This window comes from Huijunlia imazamoxiresistens (assembly GCF_037132455.1).
GTDB classification, from domain to species: domain Bacteria; phylum Bacteroidota; class Bacteroidia; order Chitinophagales; family Chitinophagaceae; genus Flavisolibacter; species Flavisolibacter imazamoxiresistens.
The window spans coordinates 123,406-148,944 of the sequence record NZ_JBBBEI010000013.1; the positions used below are offsets into that span (position 1 = coordinate 123,406).

Annotated in this window: 22 protein-coding genes and 4 tRNA genes; 11 read left to right on the forward strand and 15 right to left on the reverse strand. The window is 55.7% G+C overall.

Annotated features, from left to right (window positions below; all coding sequences use genetic code 11):
• Positions 1–48: 48 nt before the first annotated feature.
• Positions 49–1,674, forward strand: a complete 1,626-nt coding sequence (locus V9K67_RS16420) for an alpha-amylase family glycosyl hydrolase (RefSeq protein ID WP_336724211.1) — start codon at positions 49–51, stop codon at positions 1,672–1,674.
• 6 nt (positions 1,675–1,680) lie between these two features.
• Here the strand turns inward: V9K67_RS16420 and V9K67_RS16425 are convergent, their stop codons facing one another.
• The 5 genes from V9K67_RS16425 to V9K67_RS16445 all read right to left on the reverse strand — a co-directional run bounded on the left by V9K67_RS16425 (position 1,681) and on the right by V9K67_RS16445 (position 7,092).
• The gene (locus V9K67_RS16425; protein WP_336724214.1) at positions 1,681–2,346 is read right to left on the reverse strand and encodes a TVP38/TMEM64 family protein; all 666 of its coding nucleotides are present in this window, start codon (positions 2,344–2,346) and stop codon (positions 1,681–1,683) included.
• Positions 2,347–2,461: 115 nt separating this feature from the next.
• Positions 2,462–4,921 (reverse strand): TonB-dependent siderophore receptor, encoded by a 2,460-nt coding sequence (locus tag V9K67_RS16430; RefSeq protein ID WP_336724215.1) that lies wholly within the window; start codon positions 4,919–4,921, stop codon positions 2,462–2,464.
• 273 nt (positions 4,922–5,194) lie between these two features.
• Complete coding sequence (plsX, locus tag V9K67_RS16435; protein ID WP_336724217.1) at positions 5,195–6,133, reverse strand: phosphate acyltransferase PlsX; 939 nt, start codon at positions 6,131–6,133, stop codon at positions 5,195–5,197.
• A 72-nt stretch (positions 6,134–6,205) separates the two neighbouring features.
• Complete coding sequence (gene rpmF, locus V9K67_RS16440; protein WP_336724219.1) at positions 6,206–6,403, reverse strand: 50S ribosomal protein L32; 198 nt, start codon at positions 6,401–6,403, stop codon at positions 6,206–6,208.
• Positions 6,404–6,540: 137 nt separating this feature from the next.
• Entirely contained in the window at positions 6,541–7,092 is a 552-nt protein-coding gene (locus tag V9K67_RS16445; protein ID WP_336724220.1) for a YceD family protein, read from the reverse strand.
• A 93-nt stretch (positions 7,093–7,185) separates the two neighbouring features.
• Between V9K67_RS16445 and V9K67_RS16450 the strand changes: the two genes are divergently transcribed.
• Complete coding sequence (locus tag V9K67_RS16450; protein ID WP_336724222.1) at positions 7,186–8,277, forward strand: DUF3810 domain-containing protein; 1,092 nt, start codon at positions 7,186–7,188, stop codon at positions 8,275–8,277.
• Positions 8,278–8,325: 48 nt separating this feature from the next.
• Here the strand turns inward: V9K67_RS16450 and V9K67_RS16455 are convergent, their stop codons facing one another.
• From V9K67_RS16455 to dcd, 3 genes are all read right to left on the reverse strand, one after another.
• Positions 8,326–8,478 (reverse strand): hypothetical protein, encoded by a 153-nt coding sequence (locus tag V9K67_RS16455; protein ID WP_336724225.1) that lies wholly within the window; start codon positions 8,476–8,478, stop codon positions 8,326–8,328.
• A gap of 84 nt (positions 8,479–8,562) precedes the next feature.
• The gene (locus V9K67_RS16460) at positions 8,563–8,808 is read right to left on the reverse strand and encodes a hypothetical protein (protein WP_336724226.1); all 246 of its coding nucleotides are present in this window, start codon (positions 8,806–8,808) and stop codon (positions 8,563–8,565) included.
• Between the two features lie 357 nt (positions 8,809–9,165).
• On the reverse strand, positions 9,166–9,702 hold the full coding sequence (dcd, locus tag V9K67_RS16465) for a dCTP deaminase (protein ID WP_336724228.1): 537 nt from the start codon (positions 9,700–9,702) through the stop codon (positions 9,166–9,168).
• Between the two features lie 66 nt (positions 9,703–9,768).
• Between dcd and V9K67_RS16470 the strand changes: the two genes are divergently transcribed.
• On the forward strand, positions 9,769–10,488 hold the full coding sequence (locus V9K67_RS16470) for a 4'-phosphopantetheinyl transferase family protein (protein WP_336724229.1): 720 nt from the start codon (positions 9,769–9,771) through the stop codon (positions 10,486–10,488).
• A gap of 135 nt (positions 10,489–10,623) precedes the next feature.
• Here the strand turns inward: V9K67_RS16470 and V9K67_RS16475 are convergent, their stop codons facing one another.
• Positions 10,624–11,898 carry a DUF2130 domain-containing protein gene (locus V9K67_RS16475; protein ID WP_336724232.1) on the reverse strand — a complete coding sequence of 425 codons (1,275 nt, stop codon included), beginning with the start codon at positions 11,896–11,898 and terminating at the stop codon, positions 10,624–10,626.
• A gap of 188 nt (positions 11,899–12,086) precedes the next feature.
• Between V9K67_RS16475 and V9K67_RS16480 the strand changes: the two genes are divergently transcribed.
• Complete coding sequence (locus V9K67_RS16480; protein ID WP_336724234.1) at positions 12,087–12,707, forward strand: c-type cytochrome; 621 nt, start codon at positions 12,087–12,089, stop codon at positions 12,705–12,707.
• A 537-nt stretch (positions 12,708–13,244) separates the two neighbouring features.
• On the opposite strand, the gene V9K67_RS16485 is transcribed toward V9K67_RS16480, so the two are convergent.
• Positions 13,245–13,329: transfer RNA gene (locus V9K67_RS16485), tRNA-Leu, on the reverse strand.
• Between the two features lie 27 nt (positions 13,330–13,356).
• Positions 13,357–14,538, reverse strand: coding sequence for a sensor histidine kinase (locus V9K67_RS16490; protein WP_336724236.1), 1,182 nt, complete (start codon positions 14,536–14,538; stop codon positions 13,357–13,359).
• Positions 14,539–14,598: 60 nt separating this feature from the next.
• On the opposite strand from V9K67_RS16490, the gene V9K67_RS16495 reads away from it, so the two are divergent.
• The 6 genes from V9K67_RS16495 (at position 14,599) to V9K67_RS16520 (ending at position 18,407) form a co-directional block, all read left to right on the forward strand.
• Entirely contained in the window at positions 14,599–15,642 is a 1,044-nt protein-coding gene (locus tag V9K67_RS16495) for a glycosyltransferase (protein ID WP_336724237.1), read from the forward strand.
• Positions 15,643–15,758: 116 nt separating this feature from the next.
• Positions 15,759–15,992, forward strand: a complete 234-nt coding sequence (locus V9K67_RS16500) for a hypothetical protein (RefSeq protein WP_336724239.1) — start codon at positions 15,759–15,761, stop codon at positions 15,990–15,992.
• A 96-nt stretch (positions 15,993–16,088) separates the two neighbouring features.
• Positions 16,089–16,161: transfer RNA gene (locus V9K67_RS16505), tRNA-Gly, on the forward strand.
• Between the two features lie 97 nt (positions 16,162–16,258).
• A tRNA-Gly gene (locus tag V9K67_RS16510) sits at positions 16,259–16,331 on the forward strand.
• 43 nt (positions 16,332–16,374) lie between these two features.
• Positions 16,375–16,447 (forward strand) — tRNA-Gly (locus tag V9K67_RS16515).
• 823 nt (positions 16,448–17,270) lie between these two features.
• Positions 17,271–18,407, forward strand: coding sequence for a MutS-related protein (locus V9K67_RS16520; RefSeq protein ID WP_336724241.1), 1,137 nt, complete (start codon positions 17,271–17,273; stop codon positions 18,405–18,407).
• A gap of 11 nt (positions 18,408–18,418) precedes the next feature.
• Here V9K67_RS16520 and V9K67_RS16525 read toward each other — a convergent pair whose 3' ends face one another.
• The 3 genes from V9K67_RS16525 to V9K67_RS16535 form a co-directional block, all read right to left on the reverse strand.
• Positions 18,419–19,066 (reverse strand): response regulator, encoded by a 648-nt coding sequence (locus tag V9K67_RS16525; protein ID WP_336724244.1) that lies wholly within the window; start codon positions 19,064–19,066, stop codon positions 18,419–18,421.
• Positions 19,067–19,824: 758 nt separating this feature from the next.
• The gene (locus tag V9K67_RS16530; protein WP_336724246.1) at positions 19,825–20,454 is read right to left on the reverse strand and encodes a response regulator; all 630 of its coding nucleotides are present in this window, start codon (positions 20,452–20,454) and stop codon (positions 19,825–19,827) included.
• Between the two features lie 3 nt (positions 20,455–20,457).
• Positions 20,458–22,254, reverse strand: coding sequence for a PAS domain-containing sensor histidine kinase (locus tag V9K67_RS16535; RefSeq protein WP_336724248.1), 1,797 nt, complete (start codon positions 22,252–22,254; stop codon positions 20,458–20,460).
• A 168-nt stretch (positions 22,255–22,422) separates the two neighbouring features.
• Here V9K67_RS16535 and V9K67_RS16540 point away from each other — a divergent pair, with 168 nt between their 5' ends.
• Positions 22,423–22,812 carry a hypothetical protein gene (locus tag V9K67_RS16540; protein WP_336724251.1) on the forward strand — a complete coding sequence of 130 codons (390 nt, stop codon included), beginning with the start codon at positions 22,423–22,425 and terminating at the stop codon, positions 22,810–22,812.
• 95 nt (positions 22,813–22,907) lie between these two features.
• On the opposite strand, the gene V9K67_RS16545 is transcribed toward V9K67_RS16540, so the two are convergent.
• Positions 22,908–25,394 carry a TonB-dependent receptor gene (locus V9K67_RS16545; protein WP_336724253.1) on the reverse strand — a complete coding sequence of 829 codons (2,487 nt, stop codon included), beginning with the start codon at positions 25,392–25,394 and terminating at the stop codon, positions 22,908–22,910.
• Positions 25,395–25,539 lie beyond the last annotated feature (145 nt).

The following is a 25,539-nucleotide window of genomic DNA, read 5'->3' on the forward strand; positions in this document are numbered from 1 at the left end:
GGGGGTGCTGGTACAATCTTTTAAGCCACAGGAGCCAAACGCATATGTATGGAACAAGAAGCAAAGGCGCTCTGGTGGCAGACCGGCATTATTTACGAAGTGTACCTGCGGTCGTTCCAGGACAGCACGGGCAACGGCATCGGCGATCTCCGCGGCCTGCTCGGGCGGCTGGACTACCTGCAGTGGCTGGGCGTAACGGCCGTATGGGTGACGCCCTTCTATCCCTCGCCGATGAAAGACCTGGGCTACGACGTGTCGGACTATACCGGCGTCGATCCCGCCTTCGGAACGATGGCGGATATGGATGAACTGCTGGCGGAGCTCCACCGGCGCGGCATGAAGCTGATCATCGACTTCGTGCCCAACCATACCTCCGACCAGCATGCCTGGTTCCGCGAATCCCGCTCGTCCCGCGACAATCCCAAGCGCGACTGGTACATCTGGAAAGATCCCAAACCGGGGGGCGGCCCTCCCAACAACTGGCTCAGCGTACTGGGCGGCTCTGCCTGGGAATGGGACGAAAGTACCGGCCAGTATTATTACCATGCTTTTTTAAAGGAGCAGCCCGACCTCAATTACCGGAACCCCGAGGTGATGGAGGCAGTGCTGGACGCCATGCGGTTCTGGCTCGACAAGGGCGTGGACGGCGTCCGCATCGACGTGATGTGGCACATGGCCAAGGACGAAAAGTTCCGCGATAACCCCCTCAATCCCGATTTCAAACCCGAAATGCCCGATTGCGACCGGCTGCTGCAGCTATTTTCCTGCGATCAGCCGGAGGTACAGGAGCTGGTGGCCCGCTTCCGCGACCTGCTCGACCAGTACCACGAACGGGTGATGCTGGGCGAGCTGTACCTGCCCGTGCACCGCATCTTGCCCTACTACGGCGTCGGCGACAAGGGCGCCCACCTGCCGGGTAACTTCCAGATGCTGCTGCTGCCCTGGACCGTCGACAAGCTGGGCATTGCCGTCGATCAGTTCGAAGCCGCCCTGCCGGATAGTGCCTGGCCCAACTGGGTGTTGGGCAACCACGACCGGCCCCGCCTGGTGGACCGGGCCGGCGTTGGGCAGGCCAGGGTGGCCGCCCTGCTGCTGCTGACCCTGCGGGGAACCCCTATCCTGTATTACGGCGACGAGATCGGCATGCACAACGTGGACATTCCGAAGGAAGAATGGCAGGACCCGCAGGGGTTGAACATGCCCGACAAGAACATGAGTCGCGACCCGCAGCGCACCCCCATGCAGTGGGACAGTTCGGAAAATGCCGGCTTTACCACCGGCAAGCCCTGGCTGCGGATGGCAGAGGATGCCCGCCGCAACAACGTGACAGCCCAGCAGGCGGAAAAGGATTCTCTGCTGTGTTTTTACCAGCGCCTGATCCGGCTGCGGCAGGGCGAACCGGCCTTGGTCCTGGGAGATTATTACCCGGTGCCGACAGAAGACTGGTCCCTGCTGGCATACATCCGTCAAAAGGAAGGGAGCGTCGCCTTCCTGGTGGTGCTGAACCTAACCGACAAGCCGGTGACCTTCTGTCCGCAGGATGGCCGGGTACAGGGAACGGTGGTCCTGTCCACCTGCAACGGTTCGACTGCTCCCCAATTGAAATCCGGAACCGTCCTCCGGCCCCACGAGGGCCTGCTGGCTCGCCTGGAGCAGGGTGGCCCGCTGGGATAAGCACCATTATTTCTTTTTCCGCTTTTTATCTATGATAATGTAAACGGCAAGCAACACTAAAGAGATACCGCCGATCCATAGGAGGCCATTGAGGATTTTCCCGTTGTTGCCGAAAAGGGCAAGGAGCACCAGCAGGGGAATAAAGCCCACCAGGGTGGCGCCGATATATTTTTTATAATCCATTTTCAGCAGGCCGGCCACGATACTGAGCGAGTCATTGGACAGGCCGGACAGGCGGGTAAGGGCAATGGCGGCCACGCCGTAGGAGCGGATAAAGTCTGCCGTTTTTGCCTGGGTCTTTTCGCTGAGCAGCTTATTGACGGAAACGGGACCCAGGTAGCGGCCGATCAGGAAGCCCACGGTGGAGGAGGCCAACAGGCCGGCCAGGGACAGGAGCGAACCCCAGACGGGTCCGAAGCTCACAATGGCAATCATGATCAGCAGCACGTTGGGCACCACCAGCAGGAACAACTGGGCGATCATGATACCGATAAAGACTAGGGGACCGGCAATGCCGAACTGCCCGATCCAGCTTTTGATCTCCTGTTCGTTCTCGCTGGTGAGTACGGCAAAAGCCTCCCGTGAAAACTCCTGGAAGGAGGGTACCAGGAAATAAAGGCCTGCCAGCAGGCCGAAGAACAACAGGGAAAAGCCGAGGGGTAATATTTTCATAGACACCGGGTTTGGCAACGGTTACCATTTCTGAAAAGAGCATGCCGGGGAATGCCCCAAATGAAAAAAGGCAAAACGGGAACCGTTTTGCCTTTTTTCATTTTATAGGAATGAACTAGAAGCGGTAAGAGATCGTGCCGGAAAACTGGGTGGGTGCGATCGGGTTGATGCTGTAGTTTTCGTGTACGGTGTAGTTGTAGACGTTGGTCAGGTTCGACACCTTGGCCAGCAGCGATACTTTTTTGAAGGTATAGCCGGCGGACAGGTCGATGGTGGTATAGCCGTCGACAAAGATGCGGCGGTCGTAACCTTGCGTTTGGTTGATGGTGTTGTTCCAGCCGCCTACGCGTTCGCCGATGTAGTTGGCAATCGCGCCTATTTTCACGCCTTTCAGCTTGTTGTTCTGGAACGTGTAGAACACCGAGGCGTTGGCGGTATGGGCGGGGTTGTTCACCAGGCGCTCGCCTTCAACCGGGCTGTTTTTCAAACCGGAGCTTTTGGTGATGCGCATATAGTTGTAAGCGTAACCGGCCATTACGTTCAAACCGGTAACCGGCTGACCGGCCAGGTCCACTTCCACGCCGTCGCTGGTGCTGGTACCGGATACCATCTTGATGGAGGCGTCGGAGTTCTGGGTAACGCCATCTGCCTTGAACAGGGCGGTTTGGGTCAGGTTGTCGTTCACGATGCGATAAGCCGTAACGTTGGCCGAGAACCGTCCCTGGAAGAAGTCGTTCTTCACGCCGATCTCGTACTGGTCAATCTGGGCGGGATCCAGCTGTTTGCCATAAACGTCCGTTCCGGAAACCACGTTGAAGGAGTTGGAGTAGCTGGCGAAGACGGAGGTGGTGTTAAAGGGCTTGTACACCAGGCCGAAACGGGGAGAGAAGGCTTTTTCGGAATCATCCTTTCCTTTGGTTTTGGCATTGGTCAGCAGGTTGGTGGAATCCACGGCGGCGTTCTTCACGTATGACCAGCGGATACCGGCCAGCAGGTTGAATTTCGACGACAGTTTCACCAGGTCCTGGATATAGGCGCCGGCGCGGTTCACCGGTGTTTCTCTTTTGCGGATGGCGCTGGAAGTGGGGATATCGGTGCGGGCGATGAATTTACCCCCATCCAGCAGGTTGATCTTGTCGTAAGTGCCGGACTTGAAGCCGTTGGCAGCCGCGAAGGTGAAGTCGGTATTGTTGACTACGGAGCGGTCGGCATCCATGCCGGACAGCAGGGTGTGGGCTACGGCGCCGGTCTGGAACTTGCCGGTCAGGTTCACCTGGCCCATGTAGTAGGTTTCCTTTTGGTCCATGCGGCCCAGGGGGCGTTCCCAGTCGCCGTTGGCGGCAGCCTGGATCCTTTCGGTGGACATGTAGTCGCGGTTATAATCCTGGTAGGCGGCGATAGCGGACAGCGTCCAGTCGCTGTTGAACTGGTGTTTCACGGTGGCGGTGCCGGCGGTCTGCGTTACCTTGTTGTACGCCCAGGGAGCGTTGAAGAATGTCGAGCGGGATACGGGGGTAACCAGGGTGTTGCCGACAGAGCCGATGCCGAAGTCGGGGGTATAGTCATGTTTCAGGTAGTCGGCTTCCAGTACCAGGTCGGTGCGTTCGCCCAGCTTGAACAGCAGGGAGGGGTTGACGTAGTAGCGCTTGGAGGAAACACCGTTGCGGTAGCTGCCGGCAGTTTCATAGGTACCGTTGAGGCGGTAGGCGATGTTTTTGGTGGCCGGGCCGTAGACGTCAAAGGAGGGTTTGTACAGGTCGTAGCTGCCGCCGCGGAAGGATACTTCGCCGCCGAAGTTGAACTTCGGTTGCTTGGTCACCATGTTGATGATACCGCCGGGGGCTACCTGGCCGTAGAGGATGGCGGCGCTGCCTTTCAGCACTTCCACTTTTTCCAGCGAGCTCATCTCCGGCATGATGCCCACGTTTACCCGGGCGCCGTTTTTGAACAGGTTGGTGCTGGAAAGGCCGTAACCACGCGAGCCGAAGCTTTCCTGTGCGTTGCCGCGGGTGGTGGTCAGGTACATGCCGTTGACGTTCTTGATCACATCGCTCAGGCGCTGCACCTGCTGGTCGCGCAGGACGCCCTGGCCGATCACGGCCACGCTCTGGGGCAGGTCCATGGGGTCGATGGCTACTTTGCCGATGGCGGTGGGGTGGGCGTTGAAGCTTTTCTGGGAAGTGACCACGATCTCGTCCAGCTGTTTGTGGTCTTCCGCCAGCGACAGTTCTACGCCGGTCACTTCCTTGGCGCGTACTTCCACGGCTTTTTCCTGGGGCTGCAGGCCGGCCATGGTGATGGTCAGGGTATAATTTCCGGGTTTTATATTGCGGATGAGGAAATATCCTTTTTCGTCGGTCAGGGTGTTTTTATTGATTTCCTTCAGCGAGATATTTACAAAAGCGGCGGGTTTATTGTCGGTAGTGGTGATGCGGCCCTGGATGGTACCGTTTTCCGCTTCATCGATTAAAACTACAGGAGCGGGAGCGTTACTTACGGCTATTGCACCTACCTGGGCGTTTGCAGTTCCAGCAGCCAGCGCCACGCAGAGCAAAGAAGAAGTAAAAAGTTTCATATTCTGAATTTTGTCCCGCAAAGAAAGGCCGCCTTTTTCCGGGTTTAATGCCGGATGCGGAAAAACGGTTTACGAAAAAGGAAAAATAGATGAGGTAGCGGGAAAAATAGACAATAGGCAAGGGACAATAAGCAAAAAACGGCCGAAGGAGTAAAAGTCAGGAAGCCTGGAAATGAAAAATATAAATATAATAAATAGTGTACATGGCTAAAGTCCCGAACCTTTTTCCCGAAAACGGAACTCACGTAGGAACTAACTCAGGAACTCAGGAACTTACCGCAGTTCCGCATGAAGTTTCTGCATCACCTCCGTTTCCAGCATTTTATGGGCCAGGAGGACCATGTTTTTGAAGGCTTTGGCCTTGGAAATGCCGTGGCCGATGATCACCGGTTTGGCGATGCCCAGCACGGGGGTGCCGCCGTAGTTCTCAAAATTGAAGCGGTCGAAGTAGTCGTGGTGGATCTCTTTGCGGCGGGTGAGCTCGAACAGCGACTCGGACAGTTTGAGGATAATGTTGCCGGTAAAGCCGTCGCAGACCATTACGTCGGCCTTGCCGAGAAACAGGTCGCGGCCTTCGACGTTGCCCACGAAGTTCAGCGACTTGTTGGCCTTGAGCAGGGGATAGGTGGCTTGGGCCAGGAGGTTGCCCTTTCCTTCCTCTTCCCCGATATTGAGCAGGGCCACTTTGGGCCGGTCAATCCCCAGGATGTGCTGGGCGTACACGCTGCCCATGACGGCAAACTGGTTCAGTTGCTCGGGCTTGCAATCCGAATTCAGGCCCACGTCGAGCAGCAGCCCGGTGGATCCGTCTTCTTTGGGAACGAGGGTGGAGATGGTGGGGCGGAGCACGCCTTCGATGGGTTTGAGGCTGTACAGCGAACCTACCAGCATCGCCCCGGTATTGCCGGCGCTGATGAAGGCGTCGAGCTTGCCGGTGGCCAGGAGGTAAAACCCGATGGCGATGGAAGATTTTTGTTTTTCTTTCAGGGCTTTGGTGGGGTGTTCGTGCATATCGATCACCTGGGGAGCGTGCACCAGGGTATAGGCGTTCGGGGGCAGGGGGATTTCAGCCAGTACGGAAGCGGCTTTTTTCTCGTCCCCGATAAGGGTGAGGCGGGCCGGTTGGGTGGATTCGGAAAAATACTGTTGAATACCTTTAATGGCTTCCAGGGGGGCAAAGTCGCCGCCCATGATATCGATTCCTATGTGCATTGGTACCCTGTAAAATAAAAAATCCAAAGCCTGATTGGGAAATCAGGCTCCGGATGTAGCTCGAAAGAATGTTTACTTTTTAAAAGCAGGCGCGTTCTCGGCAACCACTTGTCCTTTGTAATACAGCTTGCCTTCGCTCACGTGAGCGCGGTGGCGAACGTGTATTTCACCGGTTGTGGTATCGGTTGACAGCGTAGCAGCTACAGCTTTGTAGTGGGTTCTGCGCTTTGCACTTCTTTGCTGAGAATGTCTGCGTTTGGGATTTGGCATAACTCAATAATTTACTTTCTGTTTCTAACTTCTGATTACTCAGATTAAATGGATATACTGTTTACTGGATTTGGATTTCCTTGTTGTTTGGTTTCCGCCCGGGGGCGTAGACCGTTGTTACCGTTGGAACTTTCTGACTATTCGCCGTCCAAGTCTTTAAACTTTTTCAGGTCTTTCCAGATCGGGTTTTCGTGTTCTTCTCCGGATGATTTCATGTTGTTCAGCAGGTCCCGGGCTTCCGGGTTGCAGTGCGGACCGTCCATATTTTCATATTCGCAGGTCTTTTGCATCGGAAGGCTCAGGTTGATGAACTCGTAAAGCCAGCCTTTGATCTCCAGGTGGCTTTCGCCCCTGGAAATGTAATGAACGTCCGGGTCTTCTTCCTGGGCATTCATTTCATCCGGGTTGTCGACCATTTTCACCGTAACCACGAACTCGTCAAATAATTGCAAGGGCAGGTTACTGTTGCAGCGGTCGCAGGTCACTTCCACCTGTCCACCCGTGCTGAACCGCAGGAGCATAAAGCTCGACGAGCTTTTTTCCAGCACTACGGTCACCTGGGCATGGACATTCCGGAAGTCCTGTTCCTGGAAGTCTTCAAAGAACGAATCATCGATCTGATAATCAAATTGGTGCGTTCCGGGCTTTAAACCTACAAAGGCAATCTCGTATTCCCGGCGGTTACTCATGACCAAAAAAATTTCAGGTGTGCAAAGGTAACGACTTTGAATGGAAATCGGTTGGCATAAATACAATATTTTAACGAAATTGCGCTTGACCTTATGATTCGAAGCATTTTACGCGATAAAATTCTGGTGGCCCTGCTGTCGGTAGCCGCCCTGATCAAGCTCCTCTCCCTCAATGCCGGCTGGGTGGAGCGGTACTACACCTATGGGTTTTACCCCAAGGTGGCAGCCGTGCTGCGCCTGGTCTTTGGCTGGGTGCCGGTGAGCGTGGGCGACCTGCTGTACGGCGCCGCCTTTTTTTACCTGGTGGCCAAGGCCGGCAAACTAATCGGCATCCTCGGCCGCCGGCAGGTAAAGGAGTACCTGTCGCTGGTGCTGCTGAAAAAGTTCCTGCGCCTGGTGACGGGCATCTACCTGGTATTCAACATCTTCTGGGGGCTGAACTACAACCGGCAGGGCGTGGCCCGGCAGCTGGGGCTGCAGGTGGCCCCCTACAGTGTGCAGGACCTCGATACCCTCACCACCGTGCTGCTGCAGCGGCTCAATGCCTGTGCGGCCCGGGTGAACCCGGGAGAGCGGTCCGAACTGGAAAGCAACCGGCTGCTGTTCGAAGGCGGCATGGCGGCCTTCCGCGAAGCCGAGAAGGAGCTGCCCTTCCTGGCCCTGCGGCACCCTTCCATCAAGCCGTCGGTGTTCAGCAGCATTGGCCATTTCTTCGGTTTTACCGGCTACTACAATCCCTTTACCGGCGAGGCGCAGATCAAAACCTCCATCCCGGCCTTTATCAAGCCCTTCGTGGTGACCCACGAGATCGGCCACCAGCTGGGCTACGCCAAGGAGAACGAGGCCAACTTCGCGGCCTACCTGGCCTGCCGCCGGTCTGCCAGCGCCGAATTCCGCTACTCGGTCTATTACGAGCTGTACCGCTACGCCATCGGCGAAATGAACCGCCGCGATACCCTTCGGGCACAAGGCTACCTGCGCCACCTGCACCCGCAGGTGGTGGCGGACAACCTGGCCCTGATCAACTACTTCCTGCAAACCGACAACGCCATGGAGCCCGTGGTCTCGTCGCTGTACGACGAGTTCCTGCGCTGGAACAGCCAGCCCAAGGGCAAAATGACCTACAACGAGGTGATCTCCTGGCTGATCGCCTACGGCAAAAAGTACGGGATGCAGTCCATTTAAAGGGAACTCAGGAACTTATGGATGTAGGCAAAGGCTGCCGGGCGGGCCTCAACCCAGCTCAAGCTGGCGCAGCAGGTCGGAGCGGACGCAGCCGTTGTATTTTTTGACCTCGTTACGGAACTTATCCAGGTACACCTCCACATAAAAGTCGTCAATCTGGTACAGGACCACTTTATAGCCGTGGGTGATACTCTCGGTCACATAGTTTCCTTTTAAGAACACAGCCTCATCTTTCCCAACTTCGCTGAGGCAAACAAAATCCCGAAGCTTCATAACAATCGTACGTTAAAACAGGTTAGACAAATTGATTTGAGACAGGTAGGGGGTAAGGGATTCGGTAGAGGTAAAGCTTTTGATCCAGACTATGGAATGATCGCTTTTCTGGGTAAATACTTCGATGTAAAAACCGTCGAGCTGGTAGAGCATTATGGTAAAATAATCGGTTTTCCGTTCCGAAAGGAAGACCGCCCGTTTCAGGACAGTTTCTTTTTGCCCTTCCTGGCTAAGAGCATGAAAATGATTAAGATCCATAACGGCAATTTTTTTACGAACCGGGAAACGACACAAACAAAATGCCATTCGGCAGTTGCTGTGAATAATTTTCATACATGAGGAAAAAACCGCAGAACTGCCGGAAAACCAGTGGAAAGGCCCCAGCGGGGCGGGGAAATTGTGGATTTTTGGCACCCAACCCCATCTTTTTGTGGTCTGGCACAAAATATTTATTCCTGTCATCTGAGCACGCTGGAAAGGAATTGGTTCATTGGTTCATTGGGGTATTGGGAGGAGAAACGTCCTGAAATGTAAAAAGGACACGGAAAATGCTTCCATGCCCTTTTCTTTTATTATTTATAGGAGGGTTTTCCTAATTCCTAATGAACCAATTCCCTAAAACTTGTTTTTCCACATCATGCTTTCCACCGGCCGGTTGGGCTGGCCGCTGTATTTGGCGCCTTGTTTCTGGTTGTATTTCACTTCGATCTCGCCTTCCACCGGGAAGTAGATGAGCTGTCCCACCGGCATGCCGGCATAGACCCGGACGGGCTGCTTGACCGAAATTTCCAGGGTCCAGTTGCCGCAAAAGCCCACGTCGCCCTTGCCGGCGGTGGCGTGGATGTCGATGCCCAGGCGGCCGGTGCTGCTTTTTCCTTCCAGGAAGGGCACATGGGCATGGGTTTCGGTATATTCCATCGTTACGCCGAGGTAAAAAATATGGGGCTGCAGCACAATGCCCTCCTCGGGGATCTCAAAATACTCGATCTGATTGTGTTTCCGGGCGTCGAGGGTAGTATCCACGTAGGTGGCCAGCGTCTTTCCCAGGTGCACGTCGTAGCTGTTGCTGCCCAGGCAGTCGCGGTGGTAGGGTTGGATAACAATGGTGCCCTGGGCCATTTCTTCCAGGATACGCTTATCGGAAAGAATCATGAATATTTGACTTTTGAGGATTAATGCTCCAATTTTGGAAGCGGCAAAGTAATTGCAAAATTTGATATGCCTATTTATTTTCAAAAGGATATTACCGAAGATACAAAGCTGGGGATCTGGAGGATAGAAGAGGAAGAAGCGTTTTTCCGCCTCAAGGTGCTGCCCCAGCGCAACGTTTCGCACCCGCACAAAAACCTCCAGCACCTGGCCGGTCGCTACCTGCTGAAGCACCTGTTCCCCGAGTTCCCGGTTTCCCTCATCCTGGTGGCCGATACCCGGAAGCCCTACCTGCAGGACGAAGCCTATCACTTTTCCATTTCGCATTGCAGCGACTATGCCGCCGCCATCGTCAGTAAAACCCAAAGGGTGGGGGTGGATATCGAGGTGCCCTCGGTAAAGGTGGAGCGGATCCGGCACAAGTTCCTGGGTGTGGACGAGCCGGCGGCCGTGGAATGGATCCAGGGCAATGGCCAGTGGGCCACCGTCCAGGGGCTGGACGCTGTTTTGGAAACGCCGGCAGCGGCCACGGTTTCGTCCTCGGCCCTGCTGACCCTGCTGTGGAGTTGCAAGGAAGCCGTATTTAAATGGTATGGGGTAGGGGAGGTAGACTTCCGCCAGCACATCTGCGTGCAGCGGGTACGCCAGATCTCGGAAACCGTCTGGGAAACGGAGGTGCTTTTCCGCAAAGGCCGCCCCGTCCCGCTGACCCTTCATTCCTATTTCTTCCCCGATGCAGTGATCAGTTTTGTGGTGACCGAAGGCGCGGGGAGCGGATTGATGGGTTAATTTGGGTATTGGTTAATTGGGAGGGCTACTTTTCTAAATAAAAAAGGGCATGGGTTCTTCACCCATGCCCTTTTAATTTTATTGATCCATAGGAGGGTTCCTCCTAATATCCCAATTAACCAATTAACCAATCCCCTAATTATCCAATTCCACGGCTTCTCCTTCTTCCAGCAGGGGGATCTCGCCGATGGAGGCGCCGGCGATGCCTTTGATGGAGCCGTACAGGCCGGAGGTGCTGAGGAGGACCTTTTCCAGTTGCTTTTCCCGCTCTTTCCACATCTTTTCCATCAGGATGCGTTCCTTGGTGATGTTGTTTTTCAGCGACAGGAAGCCTTCGACAATGGTTTCGATCTGCTGGCGGAATTCCGTGCCGGTCAGGTAGGTGTACAGCATCTGCATTTTCTCGCCCTTGTTCTCTTCGGCCTTTTGGGTTTCGGCGATGCGGATGATGGTATGCCGCAGGGCGTTGGTGAGGGCCACCACCTCGGCGAAGGAGCAGATCCAGACGCCGTCGCGTTCGCCAAAGCAGGTCATGTCCTTGGGGTAGGCCTGGGTCACCAGGATGGCGACGTCGGCCTGCTTGTTGCGCATGTCAGTTTTGAGCTTGTCGATCCAGGCGTTGTTGAAGGCCTTGGTACGCTTGCTTTCGAAGATGATGCGGCCGCAGTCGGCGCCCAGTTTATTTCGGACGGTCTGCATGCAGTCGGCTCCTTCCACGCCCTTGCCCACTTCTTCCACCGTATCGTAGGGGAAGTGGTCGCGGAGGTATTCTTCCAGCAGCAGTTCCTGGGCTTCGCCCTGCAGCTGCATGGAGCCCTGTTCGGCCCGGCGCTTCATTTCGTCGGCCAGGCGGCGCTGGTCTTCCAGTTGTTTTTCCAGCTCGCGGAGCTTCAGCTGGTATTCGGTTTCCTTGACGTGGTTGCGGTCGGTTTCCTCCTTGCGGATCTGCTGGGCCAGCTGGGCCCTTTCCTCCAGCAGCTTTTTCTGCAGCAGGATCTCCAGCTCCTGTTCTTTATTTTTTAGTTCCTGTTCTTTCTTCAAAAATTCGAACTCTTTTTCCCGGGCGGCTTTGAGGCGCTCTTCGTTTTCCGAAATATTTTGTTTCAGCAGGCGCAGCTGGTTTTCGTAATCGGTGGCGATGGTGCGGCGCAGTTGCTGGTTGATTTCGGTTTCGAGCTTTTGTTTTTCCTGCAGCAGCTTTTGCTGAAACAGTTCGTTTTCCCGTTTCCGCTTTTCCTCGAAGAGCTTCTGGTCATCCAGCAGCTTTTTCTTTTCGGCGTTGATCTGGCCGTAAGCCTGCTGCATCTGCTGTTCGTATTGCTGGCGGATCTTTTGCTCGGCATCGGCCGACAATACATGTTCCACATCGATCAGGGTGGCACAACCGGGGCATTTGATATGGGTAGGCATTCCGAAAAGTTTCTACAAAGTAACACCTCTTCCTAAATCCTTTAGCAAACTGTGGATAAGTTGGCGGGAGGGGCGCAGTGGGTCATGAATAATACAGAAGGTAAAATATAGGATAAGGAGGAAGGCCGTGGCGGATGGAAAAATGCGAAAATGTGGATAACTTAATTGGCACATAAAACCCTACACCTATGCGTCAGAATGTTACCCAATCAGCGACAGTTGCGGTGCTGGCGGCTGTTGTCGGAACGCTTTCTTTTTGCACTTCCGGCCACTCGGACAAGCCCGCCCCCGGCGGCGGGGGCGGCGGCCCGGTAACGGAGGTGGACCCGGTGCAGCGGGGCGGCTATATCGTGGCCACCAGCGGCTGCCACGACTGCCATTCGCCCAAGGTCATGACCCCCAAAGGGCCGGTCCCGGACACCAGCCGGCTGCTGTCGGGCCACCCGGCGGGCAGCACCCTGCCGCCCATGGATCCGAAGGCCACCCGGCCGGGCAACTGGGTGCTGATGGCGCCCGACATCACCGCCTTCGTGGGCCCCTGGGGCGGTTCCTTCGCCGCCAACCTCACCTCCGACTCGGCCACCGGCATCGGGGCCTGGACCCTGGAGAACTTTGTAAATGCCATGAAAACGGGCAAGCATATGGGCCATCCGGGCGGACGCGATATTCTGCCGCCCATGCCCTGGCCGCAACTGGCCCGGATGACGGATGAGGATCTCCGGGCGGTTTTCGCCTACCTGAAATCCCTGCCCCCGGTCCATAACCGGGTACCCCAGCCGGTGGCTCCCGGCGATGTGGGCAAGAAATAAAGGGGAGAAGCGGCTACAGGCTTTTCAGGGGGCCGGCGCCAGTGATTTGACCTATTTTAAGGAAAAACCATAAAATCAAATTACGGCATCCTTCCAATTGCTGAGCTTGTAGCGCTTTGTATTTTTGCGCTGCCAATGGATTGGAGTCCGGCAGTTGCCACCATAGGAAAAGAAGCTGCTGCTTCTATAGTGTATCCGGTCCCGTGAAAAGCCAGTAAAATAATCCAATGATTCTGTGGAGGCCTGAAAGGTTGTTGTCCAAGATCCCATGTTTTGAAAACCGTTTTCCTGTCCGGTATCCGAAGAACCCTCCAATCCTTGAAAAATTTCAGGTGCCTGAACCCGTTGAAACCGACAAAAGAAAAATACCAGAGCACCTCCAAAATTTTTGTCCCTTCCGCCCGGCGGAGGGGATTTTTTTTGCGGTAAAGGGAAAACGGCGGTTTTACGGTGCCGTACAAACGAAAAGGAAGGGGAGGCTGGACGGATCCAAAACGAAAAGCCCTGCAGTTTAAACTACAGGGCTTTTAGTCGTCGTGCCCAAGACTGGATTCGAACCAGCACCCCCTTTACGGGGACTACCACCTCAAAGTAGCGTGTCTACCAATTTCACCACCTGGGCATCGTTGCGGGTTGCAAATGTAGGGGATTATTTTTTCAAAACAATACGAAATGTTGTTCCTTTTCCAATTTCTGAATTTTTTACGGAAATATCTCCCTTGTGGTATTGTTCGATGATCCGCCGGGAGAGGCTCAAACCCAGGCCCCATCCGCGTTTCTTGGTGGTAAAGCCCGGGTGGAACACCCTGGAAATATTTTGCTTGCTGATGCCCTTGCCGGTATCGCTGATGTCGATGACCACCTCTTTTTCCCCGTTGACGATGTCCAGGGTGATGGCGCCTTTGCCATCCATGGCGTCGAGGGCGTTTTTGAGCAGGTTCTCGATGACCCAGTCGAACAGGGGACCCGAGATCAGTACCGGCAGGTGGGTGAGCCCATGGGTGTTCATCGTAAAGGACACCTTGCCCGGCGCCCGCTTGCGGATATATTCCACCATGTCCTCCACCTGGCGGATGATGTTGCGTTCCTCCAGCTGCGGCTTGCTGCCGATCTTGCCGAACCGGTCCGATACCAGGCGCAGGCGGGTGACGTCCTTTTCCAGCTCGGGCACGTACTTTTCCACGCCGGGGGTTTCTTTAAGGATTTCGATCCAGCCCTCCAGCGATGAGACCGGCGTGCCCAGCTGGTGGGCGGTTTCCTTGGCCATGCCGGCCCATACCTGGTTCTGGGTGGAGCGGTAGCTGCTGCGCAGCATCACCAGGGTGACGGTAATAAAGAGGCCCACGATCAGCAGTTGTGCCAGCGGGTAGTAACGCACTTCCTGCAGCAGCAGCGATTCGCCGAAATAATAGCGGTTGCTCTGGCCGGGGTTGAGCGGGTCGTTCCATTCGATAGGGGGGTGGGCCGAGCGGAAGGAGCGCAGCTTTTTTTGCAGGTAGGTGTTCTGGTTCGGCACTTCCTGGCGGTCGCCTTTGGGCCAGCCGGCGAGCACCTGGGCCGAGTCGAGGTTGGTCCAGTTGGTCACGCTGTCCTTTTCGTCGGTTTCGATGATGGGGATATCGGTGCCCTTAATAATTAATAGGTGCAGGCGGGTATCCACGGTGGCCGGGTTCAGCAGCGATTTGGAGGCCTCCACCCATTCTTCCACTTTTTGTTTTTCATCTCTTTCGATTTTTTTGGCCAGGTAGGAAGAGTACCAGACAGTGCCGCTGACGATCAGGATGGCGACCACAGACAGCAGCACCCGCCAGTCAAGGAATTGACGAAACATGATCCGAAAATAACGAGTATCGCACCGCTTCACTTACTTTTGAAAAAATTATTTATTCCGTTGACGCGTTTCCCATCGCTTGCCATTGTGATCTTAAACTGGAATGGCAAACATTATTTAGAGCAATTTCTGCCTTCGGTCCTGTTGTCGGGCTATCCCAACCTTCGCGTAATTGTGGCCGACAACGCCTCCACCGACCATTCGGTGGCCTTTTTAAAGGAGCGGTTTCCGCAGGTGGAAATTATTTCGCTCACCCGCAACTTCGGTTTTGCCAAAGGCTACAATGAGGCGCTCCAGGAAGTGTCCGCCGATTATTATATGTTGCTGAACTCGGATGTGGAAGTAACGCCCGGCTGGCTGGAGCCGATGGTGGAGCTGCTGGAGAGCGATGAAAGCTACGCGGCCTGCCAGCCCAAAATCCGGTCGTACCATCATAAAAAGCTGTTTGAATACGCCGGGGCTGGCGGCGGCTGGCTGGATGCCTACGGTTATCCCTTTGCCCGGGGCCGGGTGTTTGACGTGTGCGAGGAAGACCATGGCCAGTACGATACCACCACCGAAGTGTTCTGGGCCAGCGGCGCCTCCCTGCTGATCCGGAGTGCCGTTTTCCACGAGCTGAAAGGGTTTGACGAATACTTTTTTGCCCACCAGGAGGAGATCGACCTGTGCTGGCGGGTGCAGCTGTCGGGGCGGAAGCTGTTTTGCTGTCCCCGGTCGGTGGTGTACCATGTGGGCGGGGGCACGCTGCCCCGGGGCAATTCCCGCAAAACCTACCTGAATTTCCGCAACAACCAGATCATGCTGGCCAAGAACCTGCCGTGGAGCGAGAAGTGGTGGAAGATCCCGTTCCGCATCCTGCTGGATGATGTGTCGGCGCTGAAGGGGCTGCTGTCCGGCGACGGCGGTTATTTCTTTGCCATCGTCAATGCCCACCTGGCCTTTCTCTATTGGTTTGTGTTCCACCGCACCCGTCAGAAAAGAACGCTGCCGCGGCGCCGCACGTCACAGTTGCAGGGCGTGTACCACGGCAACATCGCCTGGAAGCATTTTGCAAAGAAGAAAACGAAGTTCTCCGAGATCGTGGCAGCGGAGGAGAGCCGGTAAGCGGCCAGGTGACTTACAGACTCCTGTTTTCCACCTCGAATAATGTGCATAAAGTTTTTTTTGAAAAACTTTGTTATTTCGGTTCAACGCCTATTTTTGCACCACAAATCGGACGCATGGAATATCAACCAGATTACAAACAGGAATATCGGGAAGAACTGGAGAAAGTACAGGACAGAGACTTTACACATAGCTGGGTTTCTTCTTCTGCCTTCATCTTCTACCTGAGTGTGTTTTGCCTGCTGTCGTTTGCTTTGGGTGCTTGCTACCACCTGTATACCGAAAGGTATGAAGGCAAACCGGATGTAGCCGTTCCTGAAAGCACTTACTACACTCCGAAGTATAAGTAAGAGTAGAAAAGCTAAAAAAAATTTTGCCGGAATATAAAAGTCACTTACCTTTGCACCCCGGTCAAAAATAAGACATCAAAAAGTAGTTCTTTAATTGCGGAAGTAGCTCAGCTGGTAGAGCGCAACCTTGCCAAGGTTGAGGTCGCGGGTTCGAATCTCGTCTTCCGCTCAGATTGATTTCCTTCGGGAAAGCCTTCTGTAGCCTTTAGAAAGTAAGTTCGCTTTCTTTTCGTTTGGGTTATTTTAGGTACACCAGGTTTTAGTATGCGGAAGTAGCTCAGCTGGTAGAGCGCAACCTTGCCAAGGTTGAGGTCGCGGGTTCGAATCTCGTCTTCCGCTCTAAGGTTTCTGAAAAGGAGCCCCTTTAGTTTGTTCTTTTTACGCGGAAGTAGCTCAGCTGGTAGAGCGCAACCTTGCCAAGGTTGAGGTCGCGGGTTCGAATCTCGTCTTCCGCTCAGAAAATTTCTCCCCCGTGGAGAAATTTTTTTGTTGGCGCCCTGGTGGTGGAACTGGTAGACACGCAGGACTTAGTTCTTTAATGTTATTGCGACATTAGAAATTTGAGTGCTCCCGTAGAAATGCGGGAAGTAGAACCGCTTAAATTCGGGGAAACCTTTCCTAGGAATGGCAATCCCGAGCCAAGCCTTTCTCCGGAAAGGAAGGTGTAGAGACTTGACAGGCGGCACCTACATTCAAGCGAGCTTGGATATGGTGAAGAGAAAGTCCAGACCACAAATTCGCTGCAAAGCGAAGCAACGAAAGTTGTAGTAGGTACGAAAATCCTGTTCGCCGCAACGCGAGTGCGGGTTCGATTCCCGCCTGGGGCACATGGTAAAGTTCCCATGGAATTTTGAAAAAGGCTGTTCAGAAATGAGCAGCCTTTTTTGTTTTCCGCCAGTGTCTTTTCGGATGTAAATCGCTTCTTTTATTTGATCCGAAGTGAATGGACAGAGTGGAAGGAAAATGCAAGTGACCGGATTTTCTTATGATCATGATTCGAATCCAATCCGGATCATTTTAATGTACCAAGCAGATTCGAACGGGTAAGGCTGTTTGACGGATAAAGGTTACACGTTCTATTTTCTTTCAATTTTTTTAATGATATTTTGAACGTATAAATTTCCGCTTTCTGGCAAGGCATTTTCTGCAGCGGCTGCCTGTTTCCTTGAATCATTAAGTTCCATTTTTCCTTCCTTTTCCTGCAGGCAGGCGTCCCCTTTTTAGTATGTTCGTGGGGTTACGTAACCCGACCGTAGCGTTTCCCTTAGCTTTTTTTTTATGACTCATGCCCATGACCTGCATATTGCCGAAGACATACTGCCCCTGTTCGACCACACGCTGAACGACCATTCAAAAAAAATCCTGGCAACTATATTACGGGAACCTCTAACCGCAGTTTCCGAGATCCTTGAACGGCAGCAGGTCCTGAAGGAATTGATCGCCCAGCACGGGATTTTTGAAAACTACTCTTATTCCCGAACAGAGCTGGGGGAGGTGCATTTTTTCCTGGCGCATGGCTTTCCCCTGGACAGGCTCGCCGGCAAACGCCTGAAGTGGCGGCTGCTGCTGTCACCGGCGCTGCGCTACCGGCAGCGGGCGCAACTGGTACAGGTAGTATTACTGCTTCACCGACTGTACAACTTTTACTTTTCCCGCCTGGCGGCCGACGCCTTCCCCAAACCCTTCCGCCAGCAGCTGAAGGAGATCTACGCCTTCCTGTCGCAGCTGCACCTGCCCCATTACGAAGGACGGGTACGCGAACAGCGCTTTTCCATAAAGGATATGGTGGCCCTGACCGGCCTGTTTCACCCGCTGCTAAAAAGCCCGGTGCGCAACAGCATTCACCCGGAAGCCAATGTCGTGCTGCTGACGGGAGCCAACATGTCGGGCAAGTCTACGTTCCTGAAGGCGGTGGGACTTTGCGTGTACCTGGCGCATGCCGGGCTGGGCGTGCCCGCGGAAGCCTGTGTGCTGCCGTTCTTTGACCACCTGTCGGTTTCCATCGACCTGCGCGACGACCTGCAAAGCGGCTACAGCCATTTTATGAGCGAACTGGTACAGGTGAAAAGGGTGGTGGAGGCGGCCGGTGCGGGCCGGTGCTTTGCCATCTTCGACGAGCTCTTCCGCGGTACCAGCCTGGAGGATGCCCTGGACATCAGCGCCGCCACCCTGCGGGGACTGACGCAATTCCAAAACTCCGTTTTTTTCGTGTCTACGCACTTGCAGCCCTTGAAGGAGCTGCCGGAAGTGCAGGCGGGCGCCGTGGCCTGTTACCATTTCGGATGCGAGCTGGAAGGGAAGACACCGGTTTTTTCCTACCGGCTGCTGCCGGGCTGGTCGAACATGAAGGTGGGCCGCCTGCTGTTCGAGCGGGAAGGCCTGGACCGGCTGCTGCAACCGGGGCGACCCGTATAGGGCCCCCTCGCTTAGTCGGACGGAGGCAGGTGTTTGTTGATAAATTCGATCAGCTCGGAGGAGCGGTGGAGGTTCAGCTTTTTGAGGATGTTGTAGCGGTGCACTTCCACGGTCTTTACCGACAGGTGGAGGCTTTCCGCGATCTCTTTGGAAGAGTTGCCCTTGCGGATGAATTCGATGATCTCCAGCTCCCGCTGCGTCAGGGAGTCCAGGCCCGTCTGCTCGCTGCCGCCCCCGCTGATCATGCGTTCGGACAGCAGGTTCTTGATCTCTTCGCAAATGTACTTGCGGCCGCTGTGGATCTCTTCGATGGCTTTGAACATTTCCGGGCGGGTAGAGTTCTTGGTCACATACCCCATGGCCCCGGCCTGGATCATCTTGCGCACATAGGCCACCTGCGAATGTACCGATACGCCCAGCACCCGGGTGGCGGGCACCAGCTTGCGGATCAGGCGGGTGGCCTCGATGCCGTTGATGCCCGGGAGGTTGATGTCCATGATCACCACGTCGGGCTGTAACTCCTGTACCAGCTCCACAGCCTCTTCACCGCTGCCGCACTCCCCCACAACATTAAAGCGGGAATCGGAATTCAATATATAGCTCCATGTTTCCCGGACCAGTGTATGGTCGTCGGTAATCAGAATGGTAATCGATTTCATTAAGCAAGATTTGAAAAGACCTGTAAAAGGAAAGCAGCGTGCTGCCAGGAAAATGCCTGCTGTTGCTTCTCGGTTTCCCGGCCGTTCTCTGCTGCCTGCGCAGGCCTACCAAAAGTGCCCGGGCTGTTGCCCGCCTGCCGTGGGCAGGAGCTATGGACCTTGCTTTGTTCTGGGAACAATTCAGGTCCCTCCTTTGTTCGGAAAAAACACCGGAAATCGGAAGTTCAGGGGCGCATCAGGGAGGGTGAGGGATTGGAGGACGATTCACTCATCACCTGGGCCGGGTCTTCCGGTTGCCGCGCAGCTTCATCCGTACGTTTTCGGGCCGGGTAAAAAGCCGGTCCTGTCGGTGCCGGCTCCCTCCATTGTCCTTAAGGTCAGGTGGCTCTTCTATTGGTATCGGTTACGGGAACTTTTGTTTTGCCCCCGGCGCATAGCCCGGCAAAGGACGGCCATTTACATCGGTGGAAAAATAGAGTATACTTTAAACTCTTTGTCGTTTATTACTAAGTAGCTGTGTAGTAAAAACTCTACAATAACTAGGGGAAAATGCAGGGGTATCTCTGGCTCCAGGGAAGGGCAGAGATTTCGGATTTCGGATGTCATCTTGCCTTGGGCGAGATTGAAAGGAGATAGGGTTTATGTAGGAGAAAGCCCCCGAAATTCGGGGGCGATTGTTGCGTTTATTGCAGCATTTAGCGGCGGTCTTAAGTGAAACACCCATTCAACTATCAAGGGTCCCGACATCCGAAATCTCCTCAGATCAGATGGTTTTCCAGGGCGTACCGGGTCAGTTCGGCATTGGCCTTCATGTTCATTTTGGTCAGTACCCGTGCCCGGTAGGTGCTGATGGTGGTGGCGCTCAGGGCCAGCAGTTCAGCGATCTCCGACACGGCCTTGCCTTCGGCCAGCAGCTTGAACACCGACAGCTCGCGGTCGGACAGCTGTTCGTGCGGCGGTTTCTGGTTTTCGCGGTCCAGCTCTTCCGCCAGCTTTTCGGCCATGGAGGAGGAAATGTATTTGCGGCCCTGCAGCACCCGCTGCACGGCCTTTACCAGTTCTTCGGTGGCGACATCCTTGTTGAGGTAACCGGCCGCCCCCGCCCGCAACGACCGGACGGCATACTGCTCTTCGGGGTGGATGCTCAGGATCAGTACCGGCAGCCGGGGACGGTGCTGCTTTACCTGCTTCACCACCTCCAGGCCGTTGCGGCCCGGCATGGAAAGGTCGCAGATCAGCACGTCGAACTCCTGCTGGATGATCTTTTTGAGAGCGGCTTCCGCATCGGTAGCCTCGGCAAACTCCGCCGAGGGGTATTCTTCCGACAGGATCTGTTTCAGGCCCCGGCGAATAATGGCATGGTCATCAGCGATTAATATCCTTAACATAAACTATGAGTGCAAAGGAACGGAAATTAATAAGGTGGTGCCTTTGCCGGGTTCGCTATTTATTTCCAGGGCGCCGCCCAGGGCATAAGTGCGCTCCTGGATGCCCAGTAGGCCGAAGGTTTTTTTCTCCCGGGCGCCGGGATCCAGGCCGATGCCGTCGTCGCTGACCTCCAGTTCCAGGCGATTCCCCACCAACTGGAGCGTGCTGCTGACGGTGCGGGCCCGGGAGTGACGCAGGGCATTGGTCAGGGCTTCCTGGTAAATGCGGAACAGGCCGGTTTTGACGGAGGCGGCCAGCTCGGGTTCCGGCATGTCGCAGCAGAAATTCACGATGATCTCGGAGCGCCTGGCCACTTCCTGGCTGAGCCATTCCAGGGCGGCCACCAGCCCCAGGTCGTCCAGGATGCTCGGCCGCAATTCGGAAGCGATGCGCCGCACGGACTTAATGGTATCGTCGATCAGCGACAGGATATCGGTGATGCGGTTGCGGGCGGTAAAGTCGCCGGGGGGCAACCGTTTGTTCAGCCAGTGCACTTCCATCTTCAGGCCGGTAAGCTGCTGTCCCAGCTCGTCGTGGATCTCGCGGGCGATGTTGATGCGCTCTTCTTCGCGGATATTCTGAAGGTGGTTGGAAAGGGTATGCAGCTCTTCGTTGATCTGCTGCATGTCGCGCTCCAGTCCCCGCTTTTCGGTAATGTCGTTGGCCAGCGCCAGGCGGGCGGGCCTCTTTTCATAAAAGGTGTCGTGCCCGACCATTTCCACCTCCAGGGTGCTGCCGTTTTTCCTGCGGTGCTGCTCGATGCCCCGGTGGTCCAGCAGCCGGCCCGTAGCCACCAGCAAGCTGCCGGCCGCATTGCCGGAGCCGGTTGCGGGCAGCAGGCGCTCGGCCTTCATGGCCAGGAACTCCTGGCGGGTATAGCCGTAATGCCGGATGGCCGCTTCGTTCACGGCCAGGAACTGGTGGGATTCCTGGTCCACCACCCAGGCCGGCAGGGGCAGGGAATGGAACAGCTGGCGGTATTGCTCTTCCCGCTCCCGCAGGGCCTGTTCGGTCCTTTTGCGCTCGCCGATATCGGTGACCATCGCCAGCGCTCCCTTGTACTGGTAGTTCTCGATCATGGGGTTGGTGCTGATCAGCGTCCAGACCGGGCCGCCCTGCTTGCTGCGCAGGGTAAACTCGTGGTGCTCCGATAAGCCGCGGCGGCGGCGGTCCAGGGCTTCCTTCGCCTGCAGCCGTTCCTCCGGCTGTACAAAATCGTACACGGGTCTGCCGATCATCTCCTCCGGCCTATACCCCAGCATGGCGGCCATTTTTGAGTTCACAAACGTGGTCATATCCTCCTCGTTCACCATCCAGATGCCCTCCTGGGCGGCTTCCACGATGCGGCGGTACTTCGTCTCGCTGGCGTGCAGGTCCAGCAACGCCTGCTTTTGCCCCGTAATGTCGCGGAAATAAATGGTCAGCCCCTCTTCCGAAGGGTAAATATGGTCCTCGAACCATTTTTGGTGAAAGGGGGAGAAGATCTCCAGGCAGATGTATTGCTGCGTTTGCAGGGAGCGCTGCAGGCTATTGTAGAATTCTCCGCCCACCAGGTGCGGGTATTCCTTCCAGATGTTTTTTTCCACCAGCTGGCCGGGTTCGGGGCGGTCAAAAACCTCCGTTCCCTTCTGGTTCAGGTAAGTAAAACACCAGTCTTTATCCAGGGCCACGAAACCGTCAGAGATCCGGTTCAGGATATGGCGGAGCGCCGCCGCCGGTTCGCTGCCCTGCGGGAACAATCCCTCTGTGAACAGTTTCATTGTTTTTTCATTGATGTTGGGACGAACTGAATTTCCACCACAAAGATACGTAGCACGGGGAGCAGCGAGGAGCGTCCCTATCCAAAAGACGCGGACGCCTGACTTTTCTCGTCTTTTAAGGCCCTCCAGGTCATAAATTCCGCCGGCTGCGGTTGGTAGTTTTAGTCTATGGAAACAACAAACCCTACCACTACACGCAGCCAGCGCCTGGCTCTTCTTTGCCGGGAGCAGTCCGAGGATATTTTATTTGCCGGGACGATCCGGCAGGAAGTGAAAAACGGGACGCCTCCTTTCCGCATCGCCGCTTATGTCAACTGGTTCTGGAATGTCCGGTTGCAACCGCATTTTCTTTCCGAAGAACACGAGATCAGCACCGTTCTGCCGGCAGGGCATTCCCTGGTGGAAAAGCTGCACGAAGACCACGAAGCCATTGCCGACCTGGTCCTCTCCCTGTCCCAGCGTCCGGCCACCGCCTCCCTGCTGCGGCTGGCCCGCGTGGTGGAATGCCATGCGCAGTTTGAAGAGGACTACCTGTTCCGCGTAATAGGACAGGCCTGACATATTGAGTTTCCGAGTTTACGGGTTTACAAGTTTACGAGTTCCTGACGGGCGCAAGCAACTCGTAAACTTGTAAACCCGTAAACTCGGAAACGTTACCACCGCGCCACCAGCTTCAGGTTGATCAGCCGGGGCGTAAGGCGGTTGGGCATGGCGAAGGTGTTGTTCGCAAAATCCTTGATCAATAAATACGAGATGGTATTGGGCCGGTCGATGAGGTTGAAGACCTCGAGGCTGGCCCAAATATTTTCAAAACTGCGGAAGGGGCTGTGGCTGCGGCGCTCCGCCTTTTCGCCCGACAGCAGCAGGGCGCTGAAGCCGAGGTCGACCCGGATGTAGGGGTCGATGGTCAGGGCATTGCGGAAGCGCACGCTTCCCGGGATGTTGTACGGCAGGTTTGTTCCGTAGATCGTGCTCAGGTACACCTTGAAGTTCTTGTTCGTGGACAGGTAGTCCTGGAAGAACATGCCGAAGGTGATCAGCCGGTCGGTGGGGCGCCGCAGCCAGCCGCCCTCCGTTGTAGTGCTGTCCACCGGCACGTTCAGCGAATCCAGTGTGTATACTTTATAAATATCGTTCTCCAGGTCTTCGCGGGTCCGCAGGAGGCCCAGGCTGATCCAGCTTTCGGCGTCCTTCACCAGCTCGCCGAACAGGCGCATTTCCAGGCCGGCGGCATAGGCCTTTGCCCGGTTTTCGCCAAAGTACCGAACCCGCACGTTGTCCAGGTCGTAGGGCACTACGTTGGTCATGTGCTTGTAGTAAGCCTCGGTGGTCCAGCGCATGGGGCGGCCTCCGCCGGTGAAGTTGTAGTCGAAGCCCCACACGGCCTGCCAGCTGCGCTGGGCCTTCAGCTGGGTGTTCACCGAGCCGTCGTAGCGCCGCAGCTCGCGGTAAAAAGGCGGCTGGTGGTAGGCGCCGGCCGCCGCCCGGAACACGAGGTTGCGCTGCCAGTGGGGCTTCCAGGAGGCGCCGAGGCGGGGCGACAGCAGCCATTCACCGTTCAGATCGTTGTAGTTGAAGCGCAGGCCGCCCTGCAGGGTAATGGCCCGGGCCGAGTCGCGGAAGGCGATATTGTCCTGCAGGTAGCCGTTGAACTTATTAACGCTCAGCTCGGCGCCGGACTTCAGTACGCTGAACAGGGCCAGCAGGTCGGGATTATAAGGGAGGGAGTAGCCGGCGGAGTCCTGGAGCTGCCATTCGTCCAGCCGGTCGCTGATGCGGGTGCGGTTGTAGCCGGCGCCCCACTGCAGCAGGTGCCGTCCTTTTTCGAGGCTGCCCTTGTGCGCCAGGCTGAGGTCGGTAATGTTCAGGTTGTTGCGGGCATAATCCTGGTACACGCCGGCGCCCAGGGGATTGACGATGGTGCCGTAGGACGCCTTGGCCCGGTCGAATTCGCGGTCGCCGAACAGGTAGGCCCCGGAGATGTCGCGGTTTTCCTGTTCGTCGTTTTCAAAGCGCGACGCCAGCCACTTGAGGCGCAGGTTTTTGCGGGGCTGGAAGGTGGCGGCCACCCCCAGCATAGCCGTGGCATAGCGGTCTTTTTCCTGGCCGGCAAAATAAATGTCCGCCGCCAGGTTGCGGATTGAATTATAGGTAATGACCGACGAGGTCAGCTGGCTGAACTGCGGCTGCAGGGTAAAGCGGGTGGCGGACACGTTGGCCAGCAGCTCGGCCTGCCATTTCGGGGACAGCTGGTAGTTGACCAGGGCCTGCAGGTCGGAGGAGGAAGGCACGTAGTTGCCCTGGGTTTCCTGGCTGCTGAGCAGGTTGCGGTTGCTGCGGTTGCGGGCGCCGACCAGGTACGACAGGCGGTTGCCCGCAGCCGTGCCCTCGAAGTGAACCCCTTGCTCCAGCAGGCTTACATAGGCCGAGCCGCCAAATTGCTTCGGCTTTTTGTACTGGATGTCCAGCACGCTGCTCATTTTATCGCCGTAGCGGGCCTGGAAGCCGCCGTTGTAAAAGCTGATGTTCTGCACCATCTCGGGGTTGATGAAGCTCAGGCCTTCCTGCTGGCCGCTCCGTACCAGGTAGGGACGAAAGATCTCGAAGTCATTTACATAAATCAGGTTTTCGTCGTAACTGCCGCCGCGGACATTGTACTGCGAGGTCAGCTCGTTGTTGGAGCCCACAAACACTTTGATCAGGCCTTCCACGCCCATCACCGGCGAGGGGAGGTTGATGACGGATTTGGGGTTGAGGCGGATCAGGCCCGCCTCGGTGCGGTCGCGCTGGTCGGTCACCTGCACGCCCTGCAGGGTGGTAGCCACCCGTTCGAGCAGGATGGTCACTTCCTCCCGCTCGCCTTCGTTCAGCAGGAAGTTCTGCTGCACCGTTTTAAATCCGGTATAGGAAAACACCAGGGCAAAGGCCCTGTCGGCCGGCACCTTCAGTTGGAAGTAGCCCGAGTCGTTGGTGAGCAATACCCTTTGCTGCCCCAGCACCGTCACCGATACGCCGGGCAGGGGTTCTTCGCTTTCGTTCAGCACCCTGCCGCCCACGAAGGCCGGTTTTTTCTGGGCCGAAGCGGCGCAAAATACAAGAGTCAGCAGGGGGAGGAGTACGAGCCGGAAAAGTTGCTGCATAACGGAGTTTACGAGTTTACAAGTTTACGAGTTTACGAGTTAGTTCCTGAGTTTCTATGTTCCTGAGTTCCTAAGTTGTCGTAAAGCCGGAAATGTAATGTGTAAAATGGAGATGTTAAACTATAAAACAAAAAGAAAAGGGAGC